17 protein-coding genes are annotated in these 18,591 nt (G+C 72.6%); 14 read left to right on the top strand and 3 right to left on the bottom strand.

The features are described from left to right. Positions 1-31 precede the first annotated feature (31 nt). Positions 32-556 carry a DoxX family protein gene (locus tag ABD361_RS27515; RefSeq protein WP_344439180.1) on the bottom strand — a complete coding sequence of 175 codons (525 nt, stop codon included), beginning with the start codon at positions 554-556 and terminating at the stop codon, positions 32-34. A 51-nt stretch (positions 557-607) separates the two neighbouring features. After that, positions 608-1,240, bottom strand: a complete 633-nt coding sequence (locus tag ABD361_RS27510; RefSeq protein ID WP_344439177.1) for a TIGR03085 family metal-binding protein — start codon at positions 1,238-1,240, stop codon at positions 608-610. A gap of 179 nt (positions 1,241-1,419) precedes the next feature. On the opposite strand from ABD361_RS27510, the gene hisI reads away from it, so the two are divergent. The 10 genes from hisI (at position 1,420) to ABD361_RS27465 (ending at position 9,184) form a co-directional block, all read left to right on the top strand. Further along, positions 1,420-1,785 carry a phosphoribosyl-AMP cyclohydrolase gene (gene hisI / locus ABD361_RS27505; RefSeq protein WP_344439174.1) on the top strand — a complete coding sequence of 122 codons (366 nt, stop codon included), beginning with the start codon at positions 1,420-1,422 and terminating at the stop codon, positions 1,783-1,785. Positions 1,786-1,876: 91 nt separating this feature from the next. Beyond that, on the top strand, positions 1,877-3,340 hold the full coding sequence (locus ABD361_RS27500) for an anthranilate synthase component I (protein ID WP_425583343.1): 1,464 nt from the start codon (positions 1,877-1,879) through the stop codon (positions 3,338-3,340). Between the two features lie 109 nt (positions 3,341-3,449). Continuing rightward, positions 3,450-4,130 carry a TIGR02234 family membrane protein gene (locus ABD361_RS27495; protein WP_425583339.1) on the top strand — a complete coding sequence of 227 codons (681 nt, stop codon included), beginning with the start codon at positions 3,450-3,452 and terminating at the stop codon, positions 4,128-4,130. 53 nt (positions 4,131-4,183) lie between these two features. Beyond that, complete coding sequence (locus ABD361_RS27490; RefSeq protein ID WP_344439165.1) at positions 4,184-4,429, top strand: HGxxPAAW family protein; 246 nt, start codon at positions 4,184-4,186, stop codon at positions 4,427-4,429. A 151-nt stretch (positions 4,430-4,580) separates the two neighbouring features. Continuing rightward, on the top strand, positions 4,581-4,994 hold the full coding sequence (locus ABD361_RS27485; RefSeq protein WP_344439269.1) for a DUF2752 domain-containing protein: 414 nt from the start codon (positions 4,581-4,583) through the stop codon (positions 4,992-4,994). A 213-nt stretch (positions 4,995-5,207) separates the two neighbouring features. After that, positions 5,208-6,017: an indole-3-glycerol phosphate synthase TrpC gene (gene trpC / locus ABD361_RS27480; RefSeq protein ID WP_344439162.1), complete on the top strand. Its 810-nt coding sequence runs from the start codon at positions 5,208-5,210 to the stop codon at positions 6,015-6,017. Positions 6,018-6,024: 7 nt separating this feature from the next. Next, positions 6,025-6,186, top strand: coding sequence for a tryptophan biosynthesis modulator TrpM (trpM, locus tag ABD361_RS30745; RefSeq protein ID WP_425583338.1), 162 nt, complete (start codon positions 6,025-6,027; stop codon positions 6,184-6,186). 51 nt (positions 6,187-6,237) lie between these two features. Then, positions 6,238-7,515 (top strand): tryptophan synthase subunit beta, encoded by a 1,278-nt coding sequence (gene trpB, locus ABD361_RS27475; RefSeq protein ID WP_425583337.1) that lies wholly within the window; start codon positions 6,238-6,240, stop codon positions 7,513-7,515. Continuing rightward, positions 7,515-8,330 (top strand): tryptophan synthase subunit alpha, encoded by an 816-nt coding sequence (trpA, locus tag ABD361_RS27470; protein WP_344439159.1) that lies wholly within the window; start codon positions 7,515-7,517, stop codon positions 8,328-8,330. The genes trpB and trpA overlap by 1 nt, the downstream gene beginning before the upstream one ends. A 65-nt stretch (positions 8,331-8,395) precedes the next feature. Next, positions 8,396-9,184, top strand: a complete 789-nt coding sequence (locus ABD361_RS27465) for a DsbA family protein (protein WP_344439156.1) — start codon at positions 8,396-8,398, stop codon at positions 9,182-9,184. A 16-nt stretch (positions 9,185-9,200) separates the two neighbouring features. Here ABD361_RS27465 and ABD361_RS27460 read toward each other — a convergent pair whose 3' ends face one another. After that, the gene (locus ABD361_RS27460) at positions 9,201-10,088 is read right to left on the bottom strand and encodes an AraC family transcriptional regulator (protein ID WP_344439153.1); all 888 of its coding nucleotides are present in this window, start codon (positions 10,086-10,088) and stop codon (positions 9,201-9,203) included. A 171-nt stretch (positions 10,089-10,259) separates the two neighbouring features. On the opposite strand from ABD361_RS27460, the gene lgt reads away from it, so the two are divergent. From lgt to ABD361_RS27440, 4 genes are all read left to right on the top strand, one after another. Then, entirely contained in the window at positions 10,260-11,264 is a 1,005-nt protein-coding gene (gene lgt, locus ABD361_RS27455; protein ID WP_344439150.1) for a prolipoprotein diacylglyceryl transferase, read from the top strand. 198 nt (positions 11,265-11,462) lie between these two features. After that, on the top strand, positions 11,463-12,194 hold the full coding sequence (locus ABD361_RS27450; protein WP_344439147.1) for a VIT1/CCC1 transporter family protein: 732 nt from the start codon (positions 11,463-11,465) through the stop codon (positions 12,192-12,194). A 378-nt stretch (positions 12,195-12,572) separates the two neighbouring features. After that, positions 12,573-17,126, top strand: coding sequence for a glutamate synthase large subunit (gene gltB / locus ABD361_RS27445; protein WP_344439265.1), 4,554 nt, complete (start codon positions 12,573-12,575; stop codon positions 17,124-17,126). Continuing rightward, positions 17,119-18,579, top strand: a complete 1,461-nt coding sequence (locus ABD361_RS27440; protein ID WP_344439144.1) for a glutamate synthase subunit beta — start codon at positions 17,119-17,121, stop codon at positions 18,577-18,579. Before gltB ends, ABD361_RS27440 begins: the two co-directional genes overlap by 8 nt. The last annotated feature ends 12 nt before the right edge of the window (positions 18,580-18,591 follow it).

Here is an 18,591-nt window from a genome sequence, read left to right as displayed (position 1 = left end):
CGGGGTGGGGGAAAGGCCGCCCGCAGGGCGCCTACCGCCGCAGCAGCAGGAACACCGCCCCCGCCACGCACGCCAGCGCAATCGCCGCCACCCCCACGGCCACCCGCGGCGGCGGCCGCAACCCCGGTACGAAGCGGTCCACGGCGTACACGCCCGGCCCCGTCAGCGCCAGCCCCGCCGCCGTCAGCGCGATCAGCAGCGTGTATTCGACCCCCTGCGGCAGCAGGAAGCCGCGGTCCCACGTCACACCGAGCGCGTTGATCATCGTGCCGAGCAGGGCCGCCGCGGCCAGCGGGGTCAGCAGGCCCAGGAAGATCCCCGCCCCGCCGAGCCCCTCGCTCATCCCCGCCACCACCGCCATCGTCTTCGGTGCGGGGTAGCCGACCTGGGCGAAGAACTTCGCCGTGCCGTTGATCCCCGGCCCCTCGAACCATCCGAAGAGTTTCTGCGTGCCGTGCACCATCATGATGATGCCCAGCATCATCCGGATCAGCAGGAGCCCGAGGGAGATGCCTTCAAGGGAGCGCGCGTAGCCCTCCCCTCTGCGGAGAGCCATGGTCGGGACACCTTCTTCCGTCCATCACTCCCAGTGTCCCGCGGCGGTTGCCTAGATGCCCAGCGAGGAGGCCTTGAGCTTGGCGATCGCCGTTCCCTCGCCCTCCAGCTGCACCTTCGCCGCGTCCATCCGCCCGAAGGCGAACACCAGCAGCTCCCCGGGCTCCCCGGTGGCCGTCACCACGGGCGCGCCGCGCTGGGCCACCGCCGTGCGCCCGTCCGGCCGCCGCAGCACCAGGCCCACCGGCGCCTTGCGGCCCAGCAGCCGCGCGGTGCGCTCCAGGCGGCTCCACAGCGCGTCGGCGAAGACGGGGTCCAGCGTGCGCGGTGTCCACTCGGGCTGTGCCCTGCGCACGTCCTCGGTGTGGATGTAGAACTCGACGGTGTTGGCCGCCTCGTCCACCGGCTTGAGGCTGAACGGCGACAGCCGGGGCGGGCCGGTGCGGATGAGCTGGATCAGCTCCTCGTACGGCTTGGCGGCGAACTCCGCCTGCACCCGTTCCAGGCGCCCGGCCAGTGGTTTGAAGACGACACCGGCCGCCGCGTCGGAGCGCCGCTCGCGCACCACGACGTGCGCCGCGAGGTCCTGGGAGCGCCAGCCGGTGCAGAGCGTGGGCGCGTTGGGGCCGACCGTCTCCAACAGGTCGGCGAGAAGAAGACGTTCGCGCTGGGCATGGGTCGACATGGCGTCAGCCTACGGCGGGTGCCCCGCCGCGGCCACGGCACCTCGTTCCCAGGCGTGTCCGGTGGGGCGTGTCCGGCGGGGCCCCGCACCCGTCCCGTACCGCCAGGCGGACCGGCCCCGCGCCGCCCGCCCGCATCGCGGACGCCGATCGGCCCGCCGCGGACGGGCACAATGGGGGCATGACCGGCAACGCCCAGCCCTCCCCGCTCGACCCCGCCCTCGCCGCCCGCCTCAAGCGCAGCGCCGACGGCCTGGTCCCCGCCATCGCGCAGCAGTACGACACCGGCGAGGTGCTCATGCTGGGCTGGATGGACGACGAGGCCCTGCACCGCACCCTGACCACCGGCCGCTGCACCTACTGGAGCCGCAGCCGCCGCGAGTACTGGGTCAAGGGCGACACCTCCGGCCACGTCCAGCACGTGAAGTCGGTCGCCCTGGACTGCGACGCCGACACCATCCTGGTGAAGGTCGACCAGGTCGGACCCGCCTGCCACACCGGCACCCGCACCTGTTTCGATGCCGGCGACCTGCCGCTGGGGCAGTAGGCTCCGCGCCATGGCTGCCACGTCCGCAACTGCCCCTGCCACGCCGAGCGGTGCCGGCGGGAACGTCCTCCCCGACGCGGAGACGTTCCGCATGCTCGCGAAGGACCGCCGCGTCATCCCGGTGACCCGCCGCCTCCTCGCCGACGGCGACACCCCCGTGGGCCTGTACCGCAAGCTCGCCGCCGAACGCCCGGGCACCTTCCTGCTGGAGTCCGCGGAGAACGGCCGCACCTGGTCCCGCTACTCCTTCGTCGGCGTCCGCAGCGCCGCCACCCTCACCGTCCGCGACGGCCGGGCGCACTGGCTGGGCACCCCGCCCGTCGGCGTGCCCACCGACGGCGACCCGCTGGCCGCCCTGCGCGCCACCCTGGAGACCCTGCACACGCCCCGCGACCTCATAGAGGGTGCCGGGCTGCCGCCCTTCACCGGCGGCATGGTGGGCTACCTGGGCTACGACGTCGTCCGCCGCCTGGAGAAGATCGGCGAGCACGGCGAGGACGCCCTGGGCCTGCCCGAGCTGACCATGCTGCTCACCTCCGACCTCGCCGTCCTCGACCACTGGAACGGCACCGTCCTGCTGATCGCCAACGCGATCAACCACAACGACCTCGAAACCGGTGTGGACGAGGCGTACGCCGACGCCGTGGCCCGCCTCGACGCCATGACGGCCGACCTGGCCCGGCCCGCCCCGACCGGCCCCACCGCCCTGCCGGCCTCCGAGCTGCCCGAGTACACCGCCCGCTGGGGCGGCAGCGACTACATGGCGGCCGTCGAGGACATCAAGGAGCGCATCCGCGCGGGCGAGGCCTTCCAGGTCGTGCCCTCCCAGCGCTTCGAGACGCCCTGCACCGCCTCGGCCCTGGACGTCTACCGCGTGCTGCGGGCCACCAACCCCAGCCCGTACATGTACCTGCTGCGGTTCGACGGGTTCGACGTCGTCGGCTCCAGCCCGGAGGCCCTGGTCAAGGTCGAGGACGGCCAGGCGCTGGTGCACCCCATCGCCGGCACCCGCCCGCGCGGCGCCACCCCGCAGGCCGACGCCGCGCTCGCCGACGAACTGCTGGCCGACCCCAAGGAGCGCGCCGAGCACCTGATGCTCGTCGACCTCGGCCGCAACGACCTGGGACGGGTCTGCGAGCCCGGCAGCGTGGAGGTCGTCGACTTCATGTCGATCGAGCGCTACAGCCACGTGATGCACATCGTCTCCACCGTCACCGGCCGCCTCGCCCCGGACCGCACGGCCTTCGACGTGCTCACCGCCTGCTTCCCGGCCGGCACCCTCTCCGGCGCGCCCAAGCCGCGGGCGATGCAGATCATCGAGGAGCTGGAGCCCACCCGCCGCGGGCTGTACGGGGGCTGTGTCGGCTACCTGGACTTCGCCGGGGACTCCGACACCGCCATCGCCATCCGCACGGCCCTGCTGCGCGAGGGCACCGCCTACGTCCAGGCGGGCGCCGGCGTCGTCGCCGACTCCGACCCGGCGGCCGAGGACGCCGAATGCCGCAACAAGGCAGCAGCGGTCCTGCGGGCAGTCCACACGGCGAACCGGATGTAGCCGCTGGCGGTGTGGGCAGGCGTTCCGCAGGGCGGAACGGGTGGGCACACCGCCCACCGGCCCGCACCCGGGCGACGGCCCCCGCTCCCGACCAGGGATAGTGGTAGGCGTGAGTGCAGCACCCGTACCGTCCCCCGCCACTGCCAAGCGCACCGTCGCCGCCGCCCTCGTCCTCGCCGCCGCCGGCGCCGCCGTGACCCTGCTGGCCGCCGGCCGCCCCTGGGTCCGCGGCACCGCCGTCGCCGTGGCGAACGACGGCGTCGCCCAGCAGGCCAGCGGCCAGGACGTCACCGCCCTGCCGGGCGCCCTGGCGATCGTCGGCCTGGCCGCGCTGGTGGCCGTCTTCGCCGTGCGCGGCTTCGCCCGCGTCCTCGTCGCCGCGCTGCTCGCGCTGAGCGGCGCCGGCGTCGTCGCCGCCGCGGTCGCCGGCCGCGGTGACACGGGCGCCCTGGAGGAGAAGGCCGCCAAGGTCGCGGGGCTGACCCGGGCCTCCGTGGCGGACGTCACCCATACGGCCTGGCCGTGGGTGGCGGTCGCGGGCGGTGTGCTGCTGCTCGTGGCGGGGCTGCTGGCGCTGCGGTACGGCCGCGGCTGGCCCGCGATGTCCGGCCGCTACGAGCGCACGGGCGCCCCGCAGGCCCGCCGCTCCCGCCGTGCGGCGGCGCCGGACCCGGACCGCCCGGAGGAGCTGTGGAAGGCCCTGGACCGGGGCGAGGACCCCACCGGCGGGGCCGGCGAGGGTGACACGCCCACCCCAGCTCCATCCCGCTCGCCCGGTCGGGGAGAATGACCCCAGCGATCAACTGCGCCCGCCGGCGCGCCACAGCAACGAGGAGTCAACTCATGTCGGGTAGCAACCACGACAGCCACGGGCACACCCCTGCCGCCTGGACCGGCGTCATCATCGCCTTCATCGGCTTCTGCGTCGCCTCCGCCTTCGTGGTGATGGCCAAGCCGGTCGGCTTCTGGGTGGGCATCGCACTGACCCTGCTCGGCGCCGTCGTCGGCGGCATCATGCGCATGATGGGCCTCGGCCAGGACCCCAAGGGCGCCGTGCTGCGCACGAGCGCCTCCCAGTCCCAGGGCTGAGCCGCCGGGCCTGCGGCCCGCACTCCTGTCACCACCCGGCGCAAAGGCGCGGCCGGGGCGGCCCGTACCGACCGACCGTCGGTACGCGGCGCCCGGGCTGCGCCTTCGTGCTGTGCGGCGGACACTCGGCGGTGTGAGGACAGCGGCACGCATGCGGGGGGCCGGCGCGCTGCCCGCCCGGCTGGCACCGCCGCTGGGGGTGGCCGCCGCCCTCGGCGCGGCCTGCGCCGGCGTCGGTGCGGTGGACCCGGGCGTGCCCGGCCGCTACCCGGTTTGCCCGCTGCTGCACTGGACGGGCCTGTACTGCCCGGCCTGCGGGGGCCTGCGCGGCCTGCACGCCCTGGTCCACGGCGACCTCGCCGCCGCTGTCGGGGCGAACGCCCTGGCCGTCGCCGGCTACGCGGTCTTCGCCGTGCTGTGGGCCCGCTGGCTGGTGCGGGCGGCGCGCAGCGGCGGCGGCATGCCGCTGCGGCCGGGGGCGCGGCACGCGTGGGCGGTGGCCGGCGTGGTGCTGGTCTTCACCGTCGTACGCAATCTGCCGTTCGGCGCGGCGCTCGCACCCTGAGCGCCGGACGCGCCGATGCGCCGGATGTGCCCGACGCGCCGAACGGGCGTCCACGCAGTGGGCAAAGCGTCAACCGGATGCGAAACCTTCGCCTTCCGGCAAGTACCATCGCAGTGCCTGGTGAAGTGAGGAGGATGCCCCGGTGATCTCCGGTGGCGTCCGAAGGATCACGACACCAGCCCAGACAGCCGAGTCCGGAAGGGGGCCGCTCGCGTGAGTGTGCTCGACGAGATCATCGACGGGGTACGAGCCGACCTCGCGGAGCGCCAGGCGCACGTCGGCCTCGATGAGCTCAAGGAGCGAGCGGCCAGGGCCCCGCAGGCCAAGGACGGGGCGGCCGCCCTGCGCGGCGAGAACGTCAGCGTGATCTGCGAGGTCAAGCGGTCCAGCCCGTCCAAGGGTGCGCTCGCGGCCATCGCCGACCCGGCCGGCCTCGCGGCCGACTACGAGGCGGGCGGCGCGGCCGTGATCAGCGTCCTGACCGAGCAGCGGCGCTTCGGCGGCTCGCTGGCCGACCTGGAGGCGGTGCGCGCCCGGGTGGACATCCCGGTGCTGCGCAAGGACTTCATCGTCACCGCCTACCAGCTGTGGGAGGCCCGTGCCCACGGCGCCGACCTCGCCCTGCTGATCGTCGCCGCCCTGGAGCAGGAGGCCCTGGTCTCCCTGATCGAGCGGGCCGAGTCCATCGGTCTGACGCCGCTGGTCGAGGTGCACGACGAGGAGGAGGTCCGGCGCGCGGTCGACGCCGGCGCGCGGGTCATCGGCGTCAACGCCCGCAACCTCAAGACCCTGGAGGTCGACCGGGACACCTTCGCCCGCGTCGCCCCCGAGATCCCCGACGGCATCGTCAAGATCGCCGAATCGGGCGTGCGCGGCCCGCACGACCTGATCGCCTACGCCAACGAGGGCGCCGACGCGGTGCTGGTCGGCGAGTCGCTGGTGACCGGCCGCGACCCCAAGGCGGCCGTGGCCGACCTGGTCGCCGCCGGCGCCCACCCGGCGCTGCGGCACGGGCGGAGCTGAACCGGCGATGACCGGAATGCGGGCGTACGCGCGACTGGCCCGGGGCTGCCGGCCCCGGGGCGCACGTGCGCCCGCGCGGCGGGTGCTGGGCCGCCGCGTGCGGTACCACATCGGCTGCGAGCCGGGGCAGATCAACGGGCGGCGATGGCGCGGTGGCCGCTCGCAGTAGCCGAGCCCGCAGCCGTACCTTCACCAACGCCCACCTGCCAGGAGTACGTCAGTGACACCTGCATCTTCCGCATCGCCGGATTCCCCGGACGCCTCGGCCTTCTTCTTCCCCGACACGGGCGGCCAGGTGCCCAGCGCCGAGGGCTACTTCGGCGCCTTCGGCGGCAAGTTCATCCCCGAGGCCCTCGTCGCGGCCGTCGACGAGGTCGCCGCGGAGTACGAGAAGGCCAAGGCCGACCCCGCGTTCGCCGCCGAGCTCAGCGACCTGATGGTCAACTACGCCGGCCGGCCCAGCCCGCTGACCGAGGTGCCGCGCTTCGCCGAGCACGCCGGCGGCGCCCGGATCTTCGTCAAGCGCGAGGACCTCAACCACACCGGTTCCCACAAGATCAACAACGTGCTGGGCCAGGCCCTGCTCACCAAGCGCATGGGCAAGACCCGGGTCATCGCCGAGACCGGCGCCGGCCAGCACGGCGTCGCCACCGCCACCGCCTGCGCGCTGTTCGGCCTGGAGTGCACCGTCTACATGGGCGAGGTCGACACCCGGCGCCAGGCGCTGAACGTCGCCCGCATGCGCATGCTCGGCGCCGAGGTCGTCTCCGTGAAGTCCGGCAGCCGCACCCTGAAGGACGCCATCAACGAGGCGTTCCGCGACTGGGTCGCCAACGTCGACCGCACCCACTACCTCTTCGGGACCGCGGCCGGCCCGCACCCCTTCCCCGCCCTGGTGCGCGACTTCCACCGCGTCATCGGCGTCGAGGCCCGCCGCCAGGTCCTCGAGCGCACCGGCCGGCTGCCCGACGCGGCCATCGCCTGCGTCGGCGGCGGCTCCAACGCCATCGGCCTCTTCCACGCCTTCCTGCCCGACGAGGGCGTGCGCCTGATCGGCTGCGAGCCCGGCGGCCACGGCGTGGAGAGCGGCGAGCACGCCGCCACCCTCACCGAGGGCACGCCCGGCGTCCTGCACGGCTCCCGCTCGTACGTGCTGCAGGACGAGGACGGCCAGATCACCGAGCCGTACTCGATCTCCGCCGGCCTGGACTACCCGGGCATCGGCCCCGAGCACTCGTACCTGAAGGACAGCGGCCGCGCCGAGTACCGCGCCGTCACCGACGAGGCGGCCATGCAGGCCCTGCGGCTGCTCTCGCGCACCGAGGGCATCATCCCGGCCATCGAGAGCGCGCACGCCCTGGCGGGCGCCCTGGAGGTCGGCCGCGAGCTCGGCGAGGACGGCCTGGTGCTGGTCAACCTCTCCGGACGCGGCGACAAGGACATGGACACGGCGGCCCGCTACTTCGGGCTGTACGACGACGCGGCGGGGGAGAAGTGATGGCAGGCAACATCGATCTGCTCAGGGACGTCCTGGCGGCGGCCCGGGCGGAGAACCGCGCCGCACTCGTCGGCTACCTGCCGGCAGGCTTCCCGACGGTGGCCGACGGCGTACGGGCCATCACCACCATGCTCGACGGCGGCTGCGACGTGGTCGAGGTCGGTCTGCCGCACAGCGACCCCGTCCTGGACGGCCCGGTCATCCAGACTGCCGACGACATCGCCCTGCGCGGCGGCGTCAAGATCGCCGACGTGCTGCGCACCGTCAAGGAGGCGCACGAGCTCACCGGCGCCCCCGTCCTGGTCATGACGTACTGGAACCCGGTCGACCGCTACGGCCCCGAGCGCTTCGCCGCCGACCTGGCCGCCGCGGGCGGCGCCGGCTGCATCCTGCCGGACCTGCCGGTCGAGGAGTCCACCGCCTGGCGCAAGGCCGCCGACGAGCACGGCCTGGCCACGGTGTTCGTGGTCGCGCCGAGCAGCCGCGACGAACGCCTCGCCAAGATCACCGCCGCCGGTTCCGGATTCGTCTACGCCGCCTCCCTCATGGGTGTCACCGGCACCCGCGAGTCCGTCGGCCGCGAGGCCCAGGACCTGGTGCGCCGCACCCGCGCCACCACCGAACTGCCGGTGTGCGTGGGCCTGGGCGTCTCCACCGCCGAACAGGCGGCCGAGGTCGCCCAGTTCGCCGACGGCGTCATCGTCGGCTCCGCGTTCGTCAAGCGACTGCTGGACGCCCCCGACCTGGAGAGCGGCCTCGCGGCCGTCCGCGCGCTCGCGGGCGACCTGGCCGAGGGCGTGCGGACGCGCGCGTAACTCTTTGGAAGGAAAAGCGACCGGGGGCGGCCCATGAGGCCGCCCCCGGTTCGTTGTAGGGGGATGTGAGCCAGAAGAACAGCGACGGAAAGCGCAGCGCCCGCGAGCGGCTGCAGGAACAGCGCCGGCTCGAGGAGAGCCGCGCGAAGCGCAAGCGGACCCTGATCGCCGCCGCCGTGGTGGTCGCCGTCCTCGCCGCCGGGGGCGGCATCGCGGCCCTCGTGGCCGGCTCCCACTCCGCCAAGGACAACAAGCGGCAGACCGCCGGCCCCCTGCTGGCCCCCCAGGGCGCCACCGGCACCGAGAACCTCGCCATCCCCGTCGGCGTCCCCGCCGCCAAGGCCACGCTCACCGTCTACGAGGACTTCCGCTGCCCCGGCTGCGGCCAGTTCGAGAACGTCTACCGGGACACCGTCCACGACCTGGAGAACAAGGGCCAGCTCAAGGCGGAGTACCACCTCGTCACCCTCATCGACAAGAACCTCGGCGGCTCCGGCTCCGTCAACGCCGCCAACGCCGCCGCCTGCGCCCAGGACGCCGGCAAGTTCCTCGCCTACCACGACGAGCTCTACAAGAACCAGCCGCCGGAGACGCAGGACGCCTACGGCAAGAAGTCCCGCCTGCTGGAACTGGCCGGCAAGGTCGAGGGCCTGAACACCTCCACGTTCCAGCAGTGCGTGGAGAACGGCACGCACGACAGCTGGGTGAAGAAGTCCCAGGAGACCTTCTCCAAGTCCCAGTACCGGGCCACCCCGACGGTCCTGCTCAACGGCAAGTCCATCTACGGCGACCCGGCCAACCCCCTGACACCGCAGAAGCTGCGCGACATGGTGGCGGAGGCGCAGAAGGGCTGATGACCGCCGGCGGACGTCACCCCGCCGGCGTGCGCTCCACCGGGATCCAGAGCTCGGCCTCCGCCTCCTTGCCGTCCGGGGATATCACCGTGCGCAGGATCTCCGGGCCCGGGCGGCTGATGTAGGGGTTGGAGGGGAACCACTGGGTGAACACGTCGCGCCACAGGTACTGGAGGGCCTCCGGGTACGGGCCCGTGTGCTCGAAGACCGCCCAGGTGCCGGCGGAAACCGTGAGGGTGGCCGCGCCGGAGATGCCGTGGCCGTCCGCCGTGTTCGTCACGGCACCGAAGTAGAAGTCGAACTCCGTGCCCTCCGCACGGCTCGGGTCGAGGTCGTCGCAGACGCTGACCATGCCGCGCGGCCCTTCCTGTGATCGGTCGGCGAGCTCCTGCAACTGCTGCCGCGTCCCCGCGTCGATGCCCTGGAGGACCTCGACCATCGCCGGGTTCGGCCCCAGGTGCACGAGCGGCAGGCGTGCCTTCGCGCCGACCACCTGGAACTCGTCCTTCTCCACGATCCGGTATCGCATGCTGCTGTTCCCTTCGACGATGAGGCGGAAGGACATCCGGGGCTGGGAGTGCAGTGCCGCACCGCCCCGCCTGGCCTCGCCCGGGCCGACGCCGTGCATCGCACGGAACGCGCGGGCGAAGGCCTCGGCGGAGCCGTAGCCGTAGCGGACGGCGACGTCGAGCAGCGTGCGCTCGCCCGCCAGCACCTCCGCACCCGCGACCGTGAGCCGCCGCCGGCGGACGTACTCGGACAGCGGCAACCCCGCCAGCGCCGAGAACAACCGCCGGAAGTGGTACTCCGACGTCATCGCGATCCGTGCGAGATCCGCCACGTCGAGCGGCCCGTCGAGGTGTTCCTCGATGTGGTCCATGGCCCGGTTCAGCTGCTGGAGCACTCCCGGCCCCTCCTTCCGTTTCCTTACGACCGTCACGCTATGAAGGGGGCACCCCACCGGACCCGACATCCTGTGCCCGCTTCGGTCGGGTCGGGCGTCGCTACTACGAGTAACCGGTCCCGAAGCCCACTCTGGGACTTGCGCGCCGCACACGGTAGGTTCGTAGCTGTCATGGAACTCGCATACATCCCCAGCCCCTCGACCGGCGTGATCCACCTCGGGCCGATCCCGCTGCGCGGCTACGCCTTCTGCATCATCATCGGCGTCTTCGTCGCCGTCTGGCTCGGCAACAAGCGGTGGGTCGCGCGCGGTGGCCGGGCCGGGACCGTGGCGGACATCGCCGTATGGGCGGTGCCCTTCGGGCTCGTCGGCGGGCGGCTCTATCACGTGATCACCGACTACGAGCTGTACTTCGGCTCCGGTCGGAACTGGGTCGACGCCTTCAAGGTCTGGGAGGGCGGCCTCGGCATCTGGGGCGCCGTCGCGCTCGGTGCCGTGGGCGCCTGGATCGGGTGCCGCCGGCGCGGGATCCCGCTGCCCGCGTACGCCGACGCCGTCGCGCCCGGCATCGCGATCGCGCAGGCCATCGGGCGCTGGGGCAACTGGTTCAACCAGGAGCTCTACGGCCGGCCCACCGACCTGCCCTGGGCGCTGAAGATCGACCCGGACCCGGCGATCGGCCGCGTGGGCGGCACGTACCACCCGACGTTCCTGTACGAGTCGCTGTGGTGCCTCGGCGTCGCCGCGCTGGTGATCTGGGCCGACCGCCGCTTCAAGCTGGGGCACGGCCGGGCCTTCGCGGTGTACGTCGCCGCCTACACCGTGGGCCGCTTCTGGACCGAGTACCTGCGCGTCGACGACGCCCACCACGTGCTCGGCCTGCGCCTGAACGGTTGGACGGCGATCCTGCTCTTCCTCGCCGCCGTCGCCTACATCGTCGTCTCCACCAAGCGCGTCCCCGGGCGGGAAGCCGTCGTCGAGCCCGGTGCGCCGGAGGACGGCCCGCAGGAGGACGCCGCGACGGAGACCGCGCCCGCCGACACCAAGTCCAAGGCCGACACCAAGGCCGACCTCACCAAGGCCGACACCAAGGCCGACCTCACCAAGGCCGAGTCCGAGGCCGAGTCCAAGCCCGAGCCCACGTCCGAGCCTGCGCCCGAGGGCAGGAAGCTCTGACGCCCCACGCCCCGTGCCCCCGCGGCGGAACCTTCCGCCGCGGGGGCATTTTTCTTTACCCCCACCGCAAATCCGCAGGTCAGCGAGGTAAGTTCGGCCTTCCTTGCTAGCGGATCACGGCCTCGCGTGCCTACCGTCGACAGAACAGGGGCGGGGCGCAGGGTCCTCGCCCCCTGGATCAAGGGAGCACCCGGAGCAATGGCTGTCCTCGATACGGCCGCGGCCACGCACATAGCCCACCGCGACAATCACACGCACCGCGATGTGAACGGCGGCTGGCTGCGGCCCGCCGTGTTCGGGGCGATGGACGGGCTCGTCTCCAATGTCGCCCTGATGACCGGCGTCGCCGGCGGCAGCGCCTCCTCCGGCACGATCGTGATCGCCGGGCTCGCCGGTCTGGCGGCCGGCGCGTTCTCGATGGCGGCGGGGGAGTACACCTCCGTGGCCTCGCAGCGCGACCTGGTCCTCGCCGAGCTGGACGTCGAGCGGCGCGAGCTGCGCAAGCACCCCACCGACGAGCTGGAGGAGCTCGCGGCGCTGTACGAGTCCCGTGGCGTGGAGCCGAAGCTGGCCCGCGAGGTGGCCCGGCAGCTGTCGAAGGACCCGGAGCAGGCGCTGGAGATCCACGCCCGTGAGGAGCTCGGCATCGACCCCGGCGACCTGCCCTCGCCCGCCGTGGCCGCGGTCTCCTCGTTCGCCTCGTTCGCCCTCGGCGCGCTGCTGCCCGTCCTGCCGTACCTGCTGGGCGCCAGCGAGCTGTGGCCGGCGGTGCTGCTGGCGCTGGTGGGTCTGTTTGCCTGCGGGGCCGTGGTGGCCCGCGTGACGGCGCGCACCTGGTGGTACAGCGGGCTGCGGCAGCTGCTGCTCGGTGGCGCGGCCGCCGGTGTGACGTATCTCCTCGGTATTGCTTTCGGCACCGCTGTCGGGTGATCCTATGCGCCCCGCCGCATAATCAGTGGTTGCCGGTTACGTCATTGTTTCGGCAGCCCGGCGGCGGGGCACAATCCGTGAGCGCAGCGGGGCAACGCCGCCGCAGCTGCGCGATCTCTCCCCTGCGGTGCCCGGCCCGGCGATCCCGGGGCCCTCGGAGCGCCCGCCCCTGCTGCACCTGTTGCTGCACCTGTCGACCGCAGCCACCGGCAAGCTGTCCACATGCTGGAATGTTGCTTCCACTTTTCGGGAAGCGGCCCATCATGTAACCTGCACCAAATTTCTCAGCGCGCAGCACATTCTTCTTCGCGGAGGGCCAGCGTCGTCCCTCGGCACATGCATCACGCCATGACTGCCAAGACGACGACGGGAGCGCCGATGCGCCACGCATCCCACCCCGCCCAGCAGGGGATGTACGACCCCCGCAACGAACACGACGCCTGTGGCGTCGGCTTCGTCGCGACCCTCACCGGCGACGCGAGCCACGAGCTCGTGGAAGCGGCGCTCACCGTCCTGCGGAACATGGAGCACCGCGGCGCCACCGGATCCGACCCGGACTCCGGCGACGGCGCCGGCATCCTCACGCAGGTCCCGGACGCCTTCCTGCGCGGCAGTGTCGAGGGCTTCACCCTCCCGGCCCCCGGCGCGTACGCCGTCGGCATCGCCTTCCTGCCCGCCGACGACCGGCAGGCGGCCGAAGCCGTCTCGCACATCGAGACGATCGCCGCCGAGGAGGGGCTGACCGTCCTCGGCTGGCGCCCCGTTCCCGTCGCTCCCGAGCTCCTCGGTGCCGCCGCCCGGGCCACCATGCCCGACTTCCGGCAGCTGTTCGTCACCGACGGGGTCAGCGAGGGAATCGCCCTCGACCGCAAGGCCTTCGCCCTGCGCAAGCGCGCCGAGCGCGAGGCGGACACCTACTTCCCCTCGCTCTCCGCCCGCACCCTCGTCTACAAGGGCATGCTCACCACCGGGCAGCTGGAGCCGTTCTTCCCGGACCTGTCCGACCGGCGGTTCGCCACCGCCATCGCGCTGGTCCACTCCCGCTTCTCCACCAACACCTTCCCCAGCTGGCCGCTCGCCCACCCCTACCGCTTCGTCGCCCACAACGGCGAGATCAACACGGTCAAGGGCAACCGCAACTGGATGCACGCCCGCGAATCCCAGCTGGCCAGCGGCCTGTTCGGCCAGGACAAGGGCCTGGAGCGGCTCTTCCCCGTCTGCACGCCCGACGCCTCCGACTCCGCCTCCTTCGACGAGGTCCTGGAGCTGCTCCACCTCGGCGGCCGCTCGCTGCCGCACAGCGTGCTGATGATGATCCCCGAGGCGTGGGAGAACCACCCCTCCATGGACCCCGCCCGCCGCGCCTTCTACCAGTACCACTCCACCCTGATGGAGCCCTGGGACGGCCCGGCCTGCGTCACCTTCACCGACGGCACCCTCGTCGGCGCCGTCCTCGACCGCAACGGCCTGCGCCCCGGCCGCTACTGGGTCACCGACGACGGCCTGGTCGTGCTCTCCTCCGAGGTCGGCGTCCTCGACCTCGACCCCGCCAAGGTCGTGCGCAAGGGCCGGCTGCAGCCCGGCCGCATGTTCCTCGTCGACACCGAGGCCCGGCGCATCATCGAGGACGACGAGATCAAGGCCGCCCTCGCCGCCGAACAGCCCTACCAGGAGTGGCTGCAGGCCGGGCTCGTCGAGCTCGCCGACCTCCCCGAGCGCGAGCACATCGTGCACACCCACGCCTCGGTCACCCGCCGCCAGCAGACCTTCGGCTACACCGAGGAGGAGCTGCGCGTCATCCTCGCCCCCATGGCCAGGACCGGCGCCGAGCCGATCGGTTCGATGGGCACCGACTCGCCCATCGCCGCGCTCTCCGCCCGGCCGCGCCTGCTCTTCGACTACTTCACCCAGCTCTTCGCGCAGGTCACCAACCCGCCGCTGGACGCCATCCGCGAGGAGCTCGTCACCTCGCTGATCTCCTCCCTCGGCCCCCAGCGCAACCTGCTGGAGCCGACCGCGGCCTCCTGCCGCAGCGTCACCCTGCCCTTCCCCGTCATCGACAACGACGAGCTCGCCAAGCTCATCCACATCAACGCCGACGGCGACCTGCCCGGCTTCAAGGCCGTCACCCTCTCCGGCCTCTACCGCGTCGCCGGCGGCGGCGAGGCCCTCGCCGCCCGCCTGGAGGCGATGTGCGCCGAGGCGGACGCCGCCATCGCCGACGGCGCCCGGCTCATCGTGCTCTCCGACCGGCACTCCGACGCCGAGCACGCGCCGGTGCCGTCCCTGCTGATGACCTCCGCCATCCACCACCACCTCATCCGCACCAAGCAGCGCACCCAGGTGGGCCTGCTGGTCGAGGCCGGTGACGTCCGCGAGGTCCACCACGTCGCGCTGCTCATCGGCTACGGCGCGGCGGCCGTCAACCCGTACCTGGCGATGGAGTCCGTCGAGGACCTGCTGCGCGCGCAGACCTTCCTGTCCGGCATCACCCCCGAGGAGGCCATCGGCAACCTCATCAAGGCGCTCGGCAAGGGCGTGCTGAAGGTGATGTCGAAGATGGGCATCTCCACCGTGGCCTCCTACCGCGGCGCCCAGGTCTTCGAGGCCGTCGGCCTGGACGAGGCCTTCACCGACACCTACTTCCACGGCACCGCCACCAAGATCGGCGGCGTCGGCCTGGACGTCGTCGCCCGCGAGGTCGCCGAGCGGCACGCCAAGGCGTACCCCGCCACCGGCATCCCCGCCAGCCACCGACGGCTGGAGATCGGCGGCGAGTACCAGTGGCGCCGCGAGGGCGAACCGCACCTGTTCGACCCCGAGACGGTCTTCCGCCTGCAGCACTCCACGCGCGAGCGCCGCTACGACATCTTCAAGCAGTACACGCAGCGCGTGAACGAGCAGTCCGAGCGGCTGATGACCCTGCGCGGCCTGTTCTCGTTCAAGAGCGACCGGACTCCCGTCCCCCTCGACGAGGTCGAGCCCGTCAGCGAGATCGTCAGGCGCTTCTCCACCGGCGCCATGTCGTACGGCTCCATCTCCCAGGAGGCCCACGAGACCCTCGCCATCGCCATGAACCGGCTGGGCGCGAAGTCCAACACCGGCGAGGGCGGCGAGGACCCCGAGCGCCTGTACGACCCGGCCCGGCGCTCGGCGATCAAGCAGGTGGCCTCCGGGCGCTTCGGCGTCACCAGCGAGTACCTCGTCAACGCCGACGACATCCAGATCAAGATGGCCCAGGGCGCCAAGCCCGGCGAGGGCGGCCAGCTGCCCGGCCACAAGGTCTACCCGTGGGTGGCGAGGACCCGGCACTCCACGCCCGGCGTGGGCCTGATCTCCCCGCCGCCGCACCACGACATCTACTCCATCGAGGACCTCGCCCAGCTCATCCACGACCTGAAGAACGCCAACCCGGCCGCCCGCATCCACGTCAAGCTGGTCTCCGAGGTCGGCGTCGGCACGGTCGCGGCCGGCGTCTCCAAGGCCCACGCCGACGTCGTCCTCATCTCCGGTCACGACGGCGGCACCGGCGCCTCGCCGCTGACCTCCCTCAAGCACGCCGGCGGCCCCTGGGAGCTCGGCCTGGCCGAGACCCAGCAGACCCTGCTGCTCAACGGTCTGCGCGACCGCATCGTCGTGCAGACCGACGGCCAGCTCAAGACCGGCCGCGACGTGGTGATCGCCGCCCTCCTCGGCGCCGAGGAGTTCGGCTTCGCCACCGCCCCCCTGGTCGTCTCGGGCTGCGTCATGATGCGCGTGTGCCACCTGGACACCTGCCCGGTCGGCATCGCCACCCAGAACCCGGTGCTGCGCGAACGCTTCAACGGCAAGGCCGAATTCGTCGTCAACTTCTTCGAGTTCATCGCCGAGGAGGTCCGCGAACTCCTCGCCGAACTGGGCTTCCGCACCCTTCAGGAGGCCGTCGGCCACGCCGAGCTCCTCGACGTCACCCGCGCCGTACGGCACTGGAAGACCCAGGGCCTGGACCTGGAGCCGCTGCTGCACGTGCCCGACCTGCCCGCCGGCGCCGCCCGCCACCGCATCGCCGAGCAGGACCACGGCCTGGCCAAGGCCCTGGACAACCAGCTCATCAAGCTCGCCGCCGACGCCCTGGACGTCGTCGGCACCGAGGCCCCCCAGCCCGTCCGCGCCCGGCTGCCCATCCGCAACATCAACCGCACGGTGGGCACCATGCTCGGCCACGAGGTGACCAAGCGCTACGGCGGCGCGGGCCTGCCCGACGACACCATCGACATCACCTTCACCGGCTCCGCCGGCCAGTCCTTCGGCGCCTTCCTGCCCCGCGGCATCACCCTGCGCCTGGAGGGCGACGCCAACGACTACGTCGGCAAGGGCCTCTCCGGCGGCCGCATCGTCGTCCGCCCCGACCGCGGCGCCGACCACCTCGCCGAGTACTCCACCATCGCCGGCAACACCCTCGCCTACGGCGCCACCGGCGGCGAGCTGTTCCTGCGCGGCAGCGTCGGCGAGCGCTTCTGCGTCCGCAACTCCGGCGCCACCGTCGTCTCCGAAGGCGTCGGCGACCACGGCTGCGAGTACATGACCGGCGGCCGCGCCGTCGTCCTCGGCCCCACCGGCCGCAACTTCGCGGCCGGCATGTCCGGCGGCGTCGCCTACGTCCTCGACCTCGCCCCCGGACACGTCAACAAGGAACTGGCCGCGGCCGTCGAGGAACTCGACGACACCGACCGGACGTGGCTGCACGACGTCGTGCGCCGCCACCAGGAGGAGACCGGCTCCACCGTCGCGGCCGCCCTCCTCGCCGACTGGACCACGGCAGCGACCCGCTTCCGCAAGGTCGTGCCCCCCACCTACAAGGCAGTGCTCGCCGCCAAGGACGCCGCCGAGCGAGCCGGTCTGACCGAGACCGAGACCCACGAGAAGATGATGGAGGCGGCGACCCATGGCTGACCCGAAGGGCTTTCTGACCACCGACCGCGTCCTCGCCCGCACCCGCCCGGTCGCCGAGCGCGTCCGCGACTGGAACGAGGTGTACGTCCCCGGCTCGCTCCTGCCCGTCATCAGCAAGCAGGCCGGCCGCTGCATGGACTGCGGCATCCCCTTCTGCCACAACGGCTGCCCGCTCGGAAACCTGATCCCCGAGTGGAACGACTACGCCTACCGCGACGACTGGCGGGCCGCCGGCGAACGCCTGCACGCCACCAACAACTTCCCCGAGTTCACCGGCCGGCTGTGCCCCGCCCCCTGCGAGGCGGCCTGCGTGCTCGGCATCAACCAGCAGCCCGTGACCATCAAGAACGTCGAGGTCACCATCATCGACAAGGCCTGGGACGCCGGCCATGTCACCCCCCAGCCGCCCGAGCGCCTCTCCGGCAAGACCGTCGCCGTCATCGGCTCCGGCCCCGCCGGCCTGGCCGCCGCCCAGCAGCTGACCCGCGCCGGCCACACGGTCGCCGTCTACGAGCGCGCCGACCGCATCGGCGGCCTGCTGCGCTACGGCATCCCCGAGTTCAAGATGGAGAAGCGGCACATCAACCGCCGCATCGAGCAGATGCGCGCCGAGGGCACCAAGTTCCGCACCGAGATCGAGATCGGCCGGGACATCGACGCCGCCACGCTCCGCAAGCGCTACGACGCCGTCGTCGTCGCCGCCGGCGCCACCACCTCCCGCGACCTGCCCGTGCCCGGCCGCGAGCTCAAGGGCATCCACTTCGCGATGGAGTACCTGCCGCTCGCCAACAAGGTGCAGGAGGGCGACCTGACGGTCTCCCCGATCAGCGCCGAGGGCAAGCACGTCGTCGTCATCGGCGGCGGCGACACCGGCGCCGACTGCGTCGGCACCGCCCACCGGCAGGGTGCGGCCTCCGTCACCCAGCTGGAGATCATGCCCCGGCCCGGCCAGGAGCGCAGCGCGGGCCAGCCCTGGCCCACCTTCCCCATGCTCTACAAGGTCACCTCGGCCCACGAGGAGGGCGGCGAGCGCGTCTACTCCGTCTCCACCACCCACTTCGAAGGCGACGAGGACGGCAACGTCCAGTGGCTGCACCTGGTGGAGGTCGAGTTCACCGGCGGCAAGCTGGAGCAGAAGCCCGGTACCGAGCGGCGCATCCCCGCCCAGCTCGTCACCCTCGCGATGGGTTTCACCGGCACCGACCGGCAGAACGGTCTCGTCGAGCAGTTCGGCCTGGCGCTGGACGAGCGCGGCAACATCGCCCGCGACGCCGACTTCGCCACCAACGTGCCCGGCGTCTTCGTCGCCGGTGACGCCGGACGCGGCCAGTCGCTCATCGTCTGGGCCATCGCCGAGGGCCGCTCCGCCGCCCGCGGCGTCGACCGCTACCTGACCGGCACCAGCACCCTGCCCGCCCCGATCCGGCCGACCGACCGGGCCCTGGCCGTCTGACAGCCACCGGTC

It is taken from the genome of Streptomyces luteosporeus (genome assembly GCF_039532865.1).
Classification (GTDB): domain Bacteria; phylum Actinomycetota; class Actinomycetes; order Streptomycetales; family Streptomycetaceae; genus Streptomyces; species Streptomyces luteosporeus.
The sequence above is the reverse complement of the archived record's forward strand: the minus strand, read 5'-3'. Positions and strand labels throughout refer to the sequence as shown.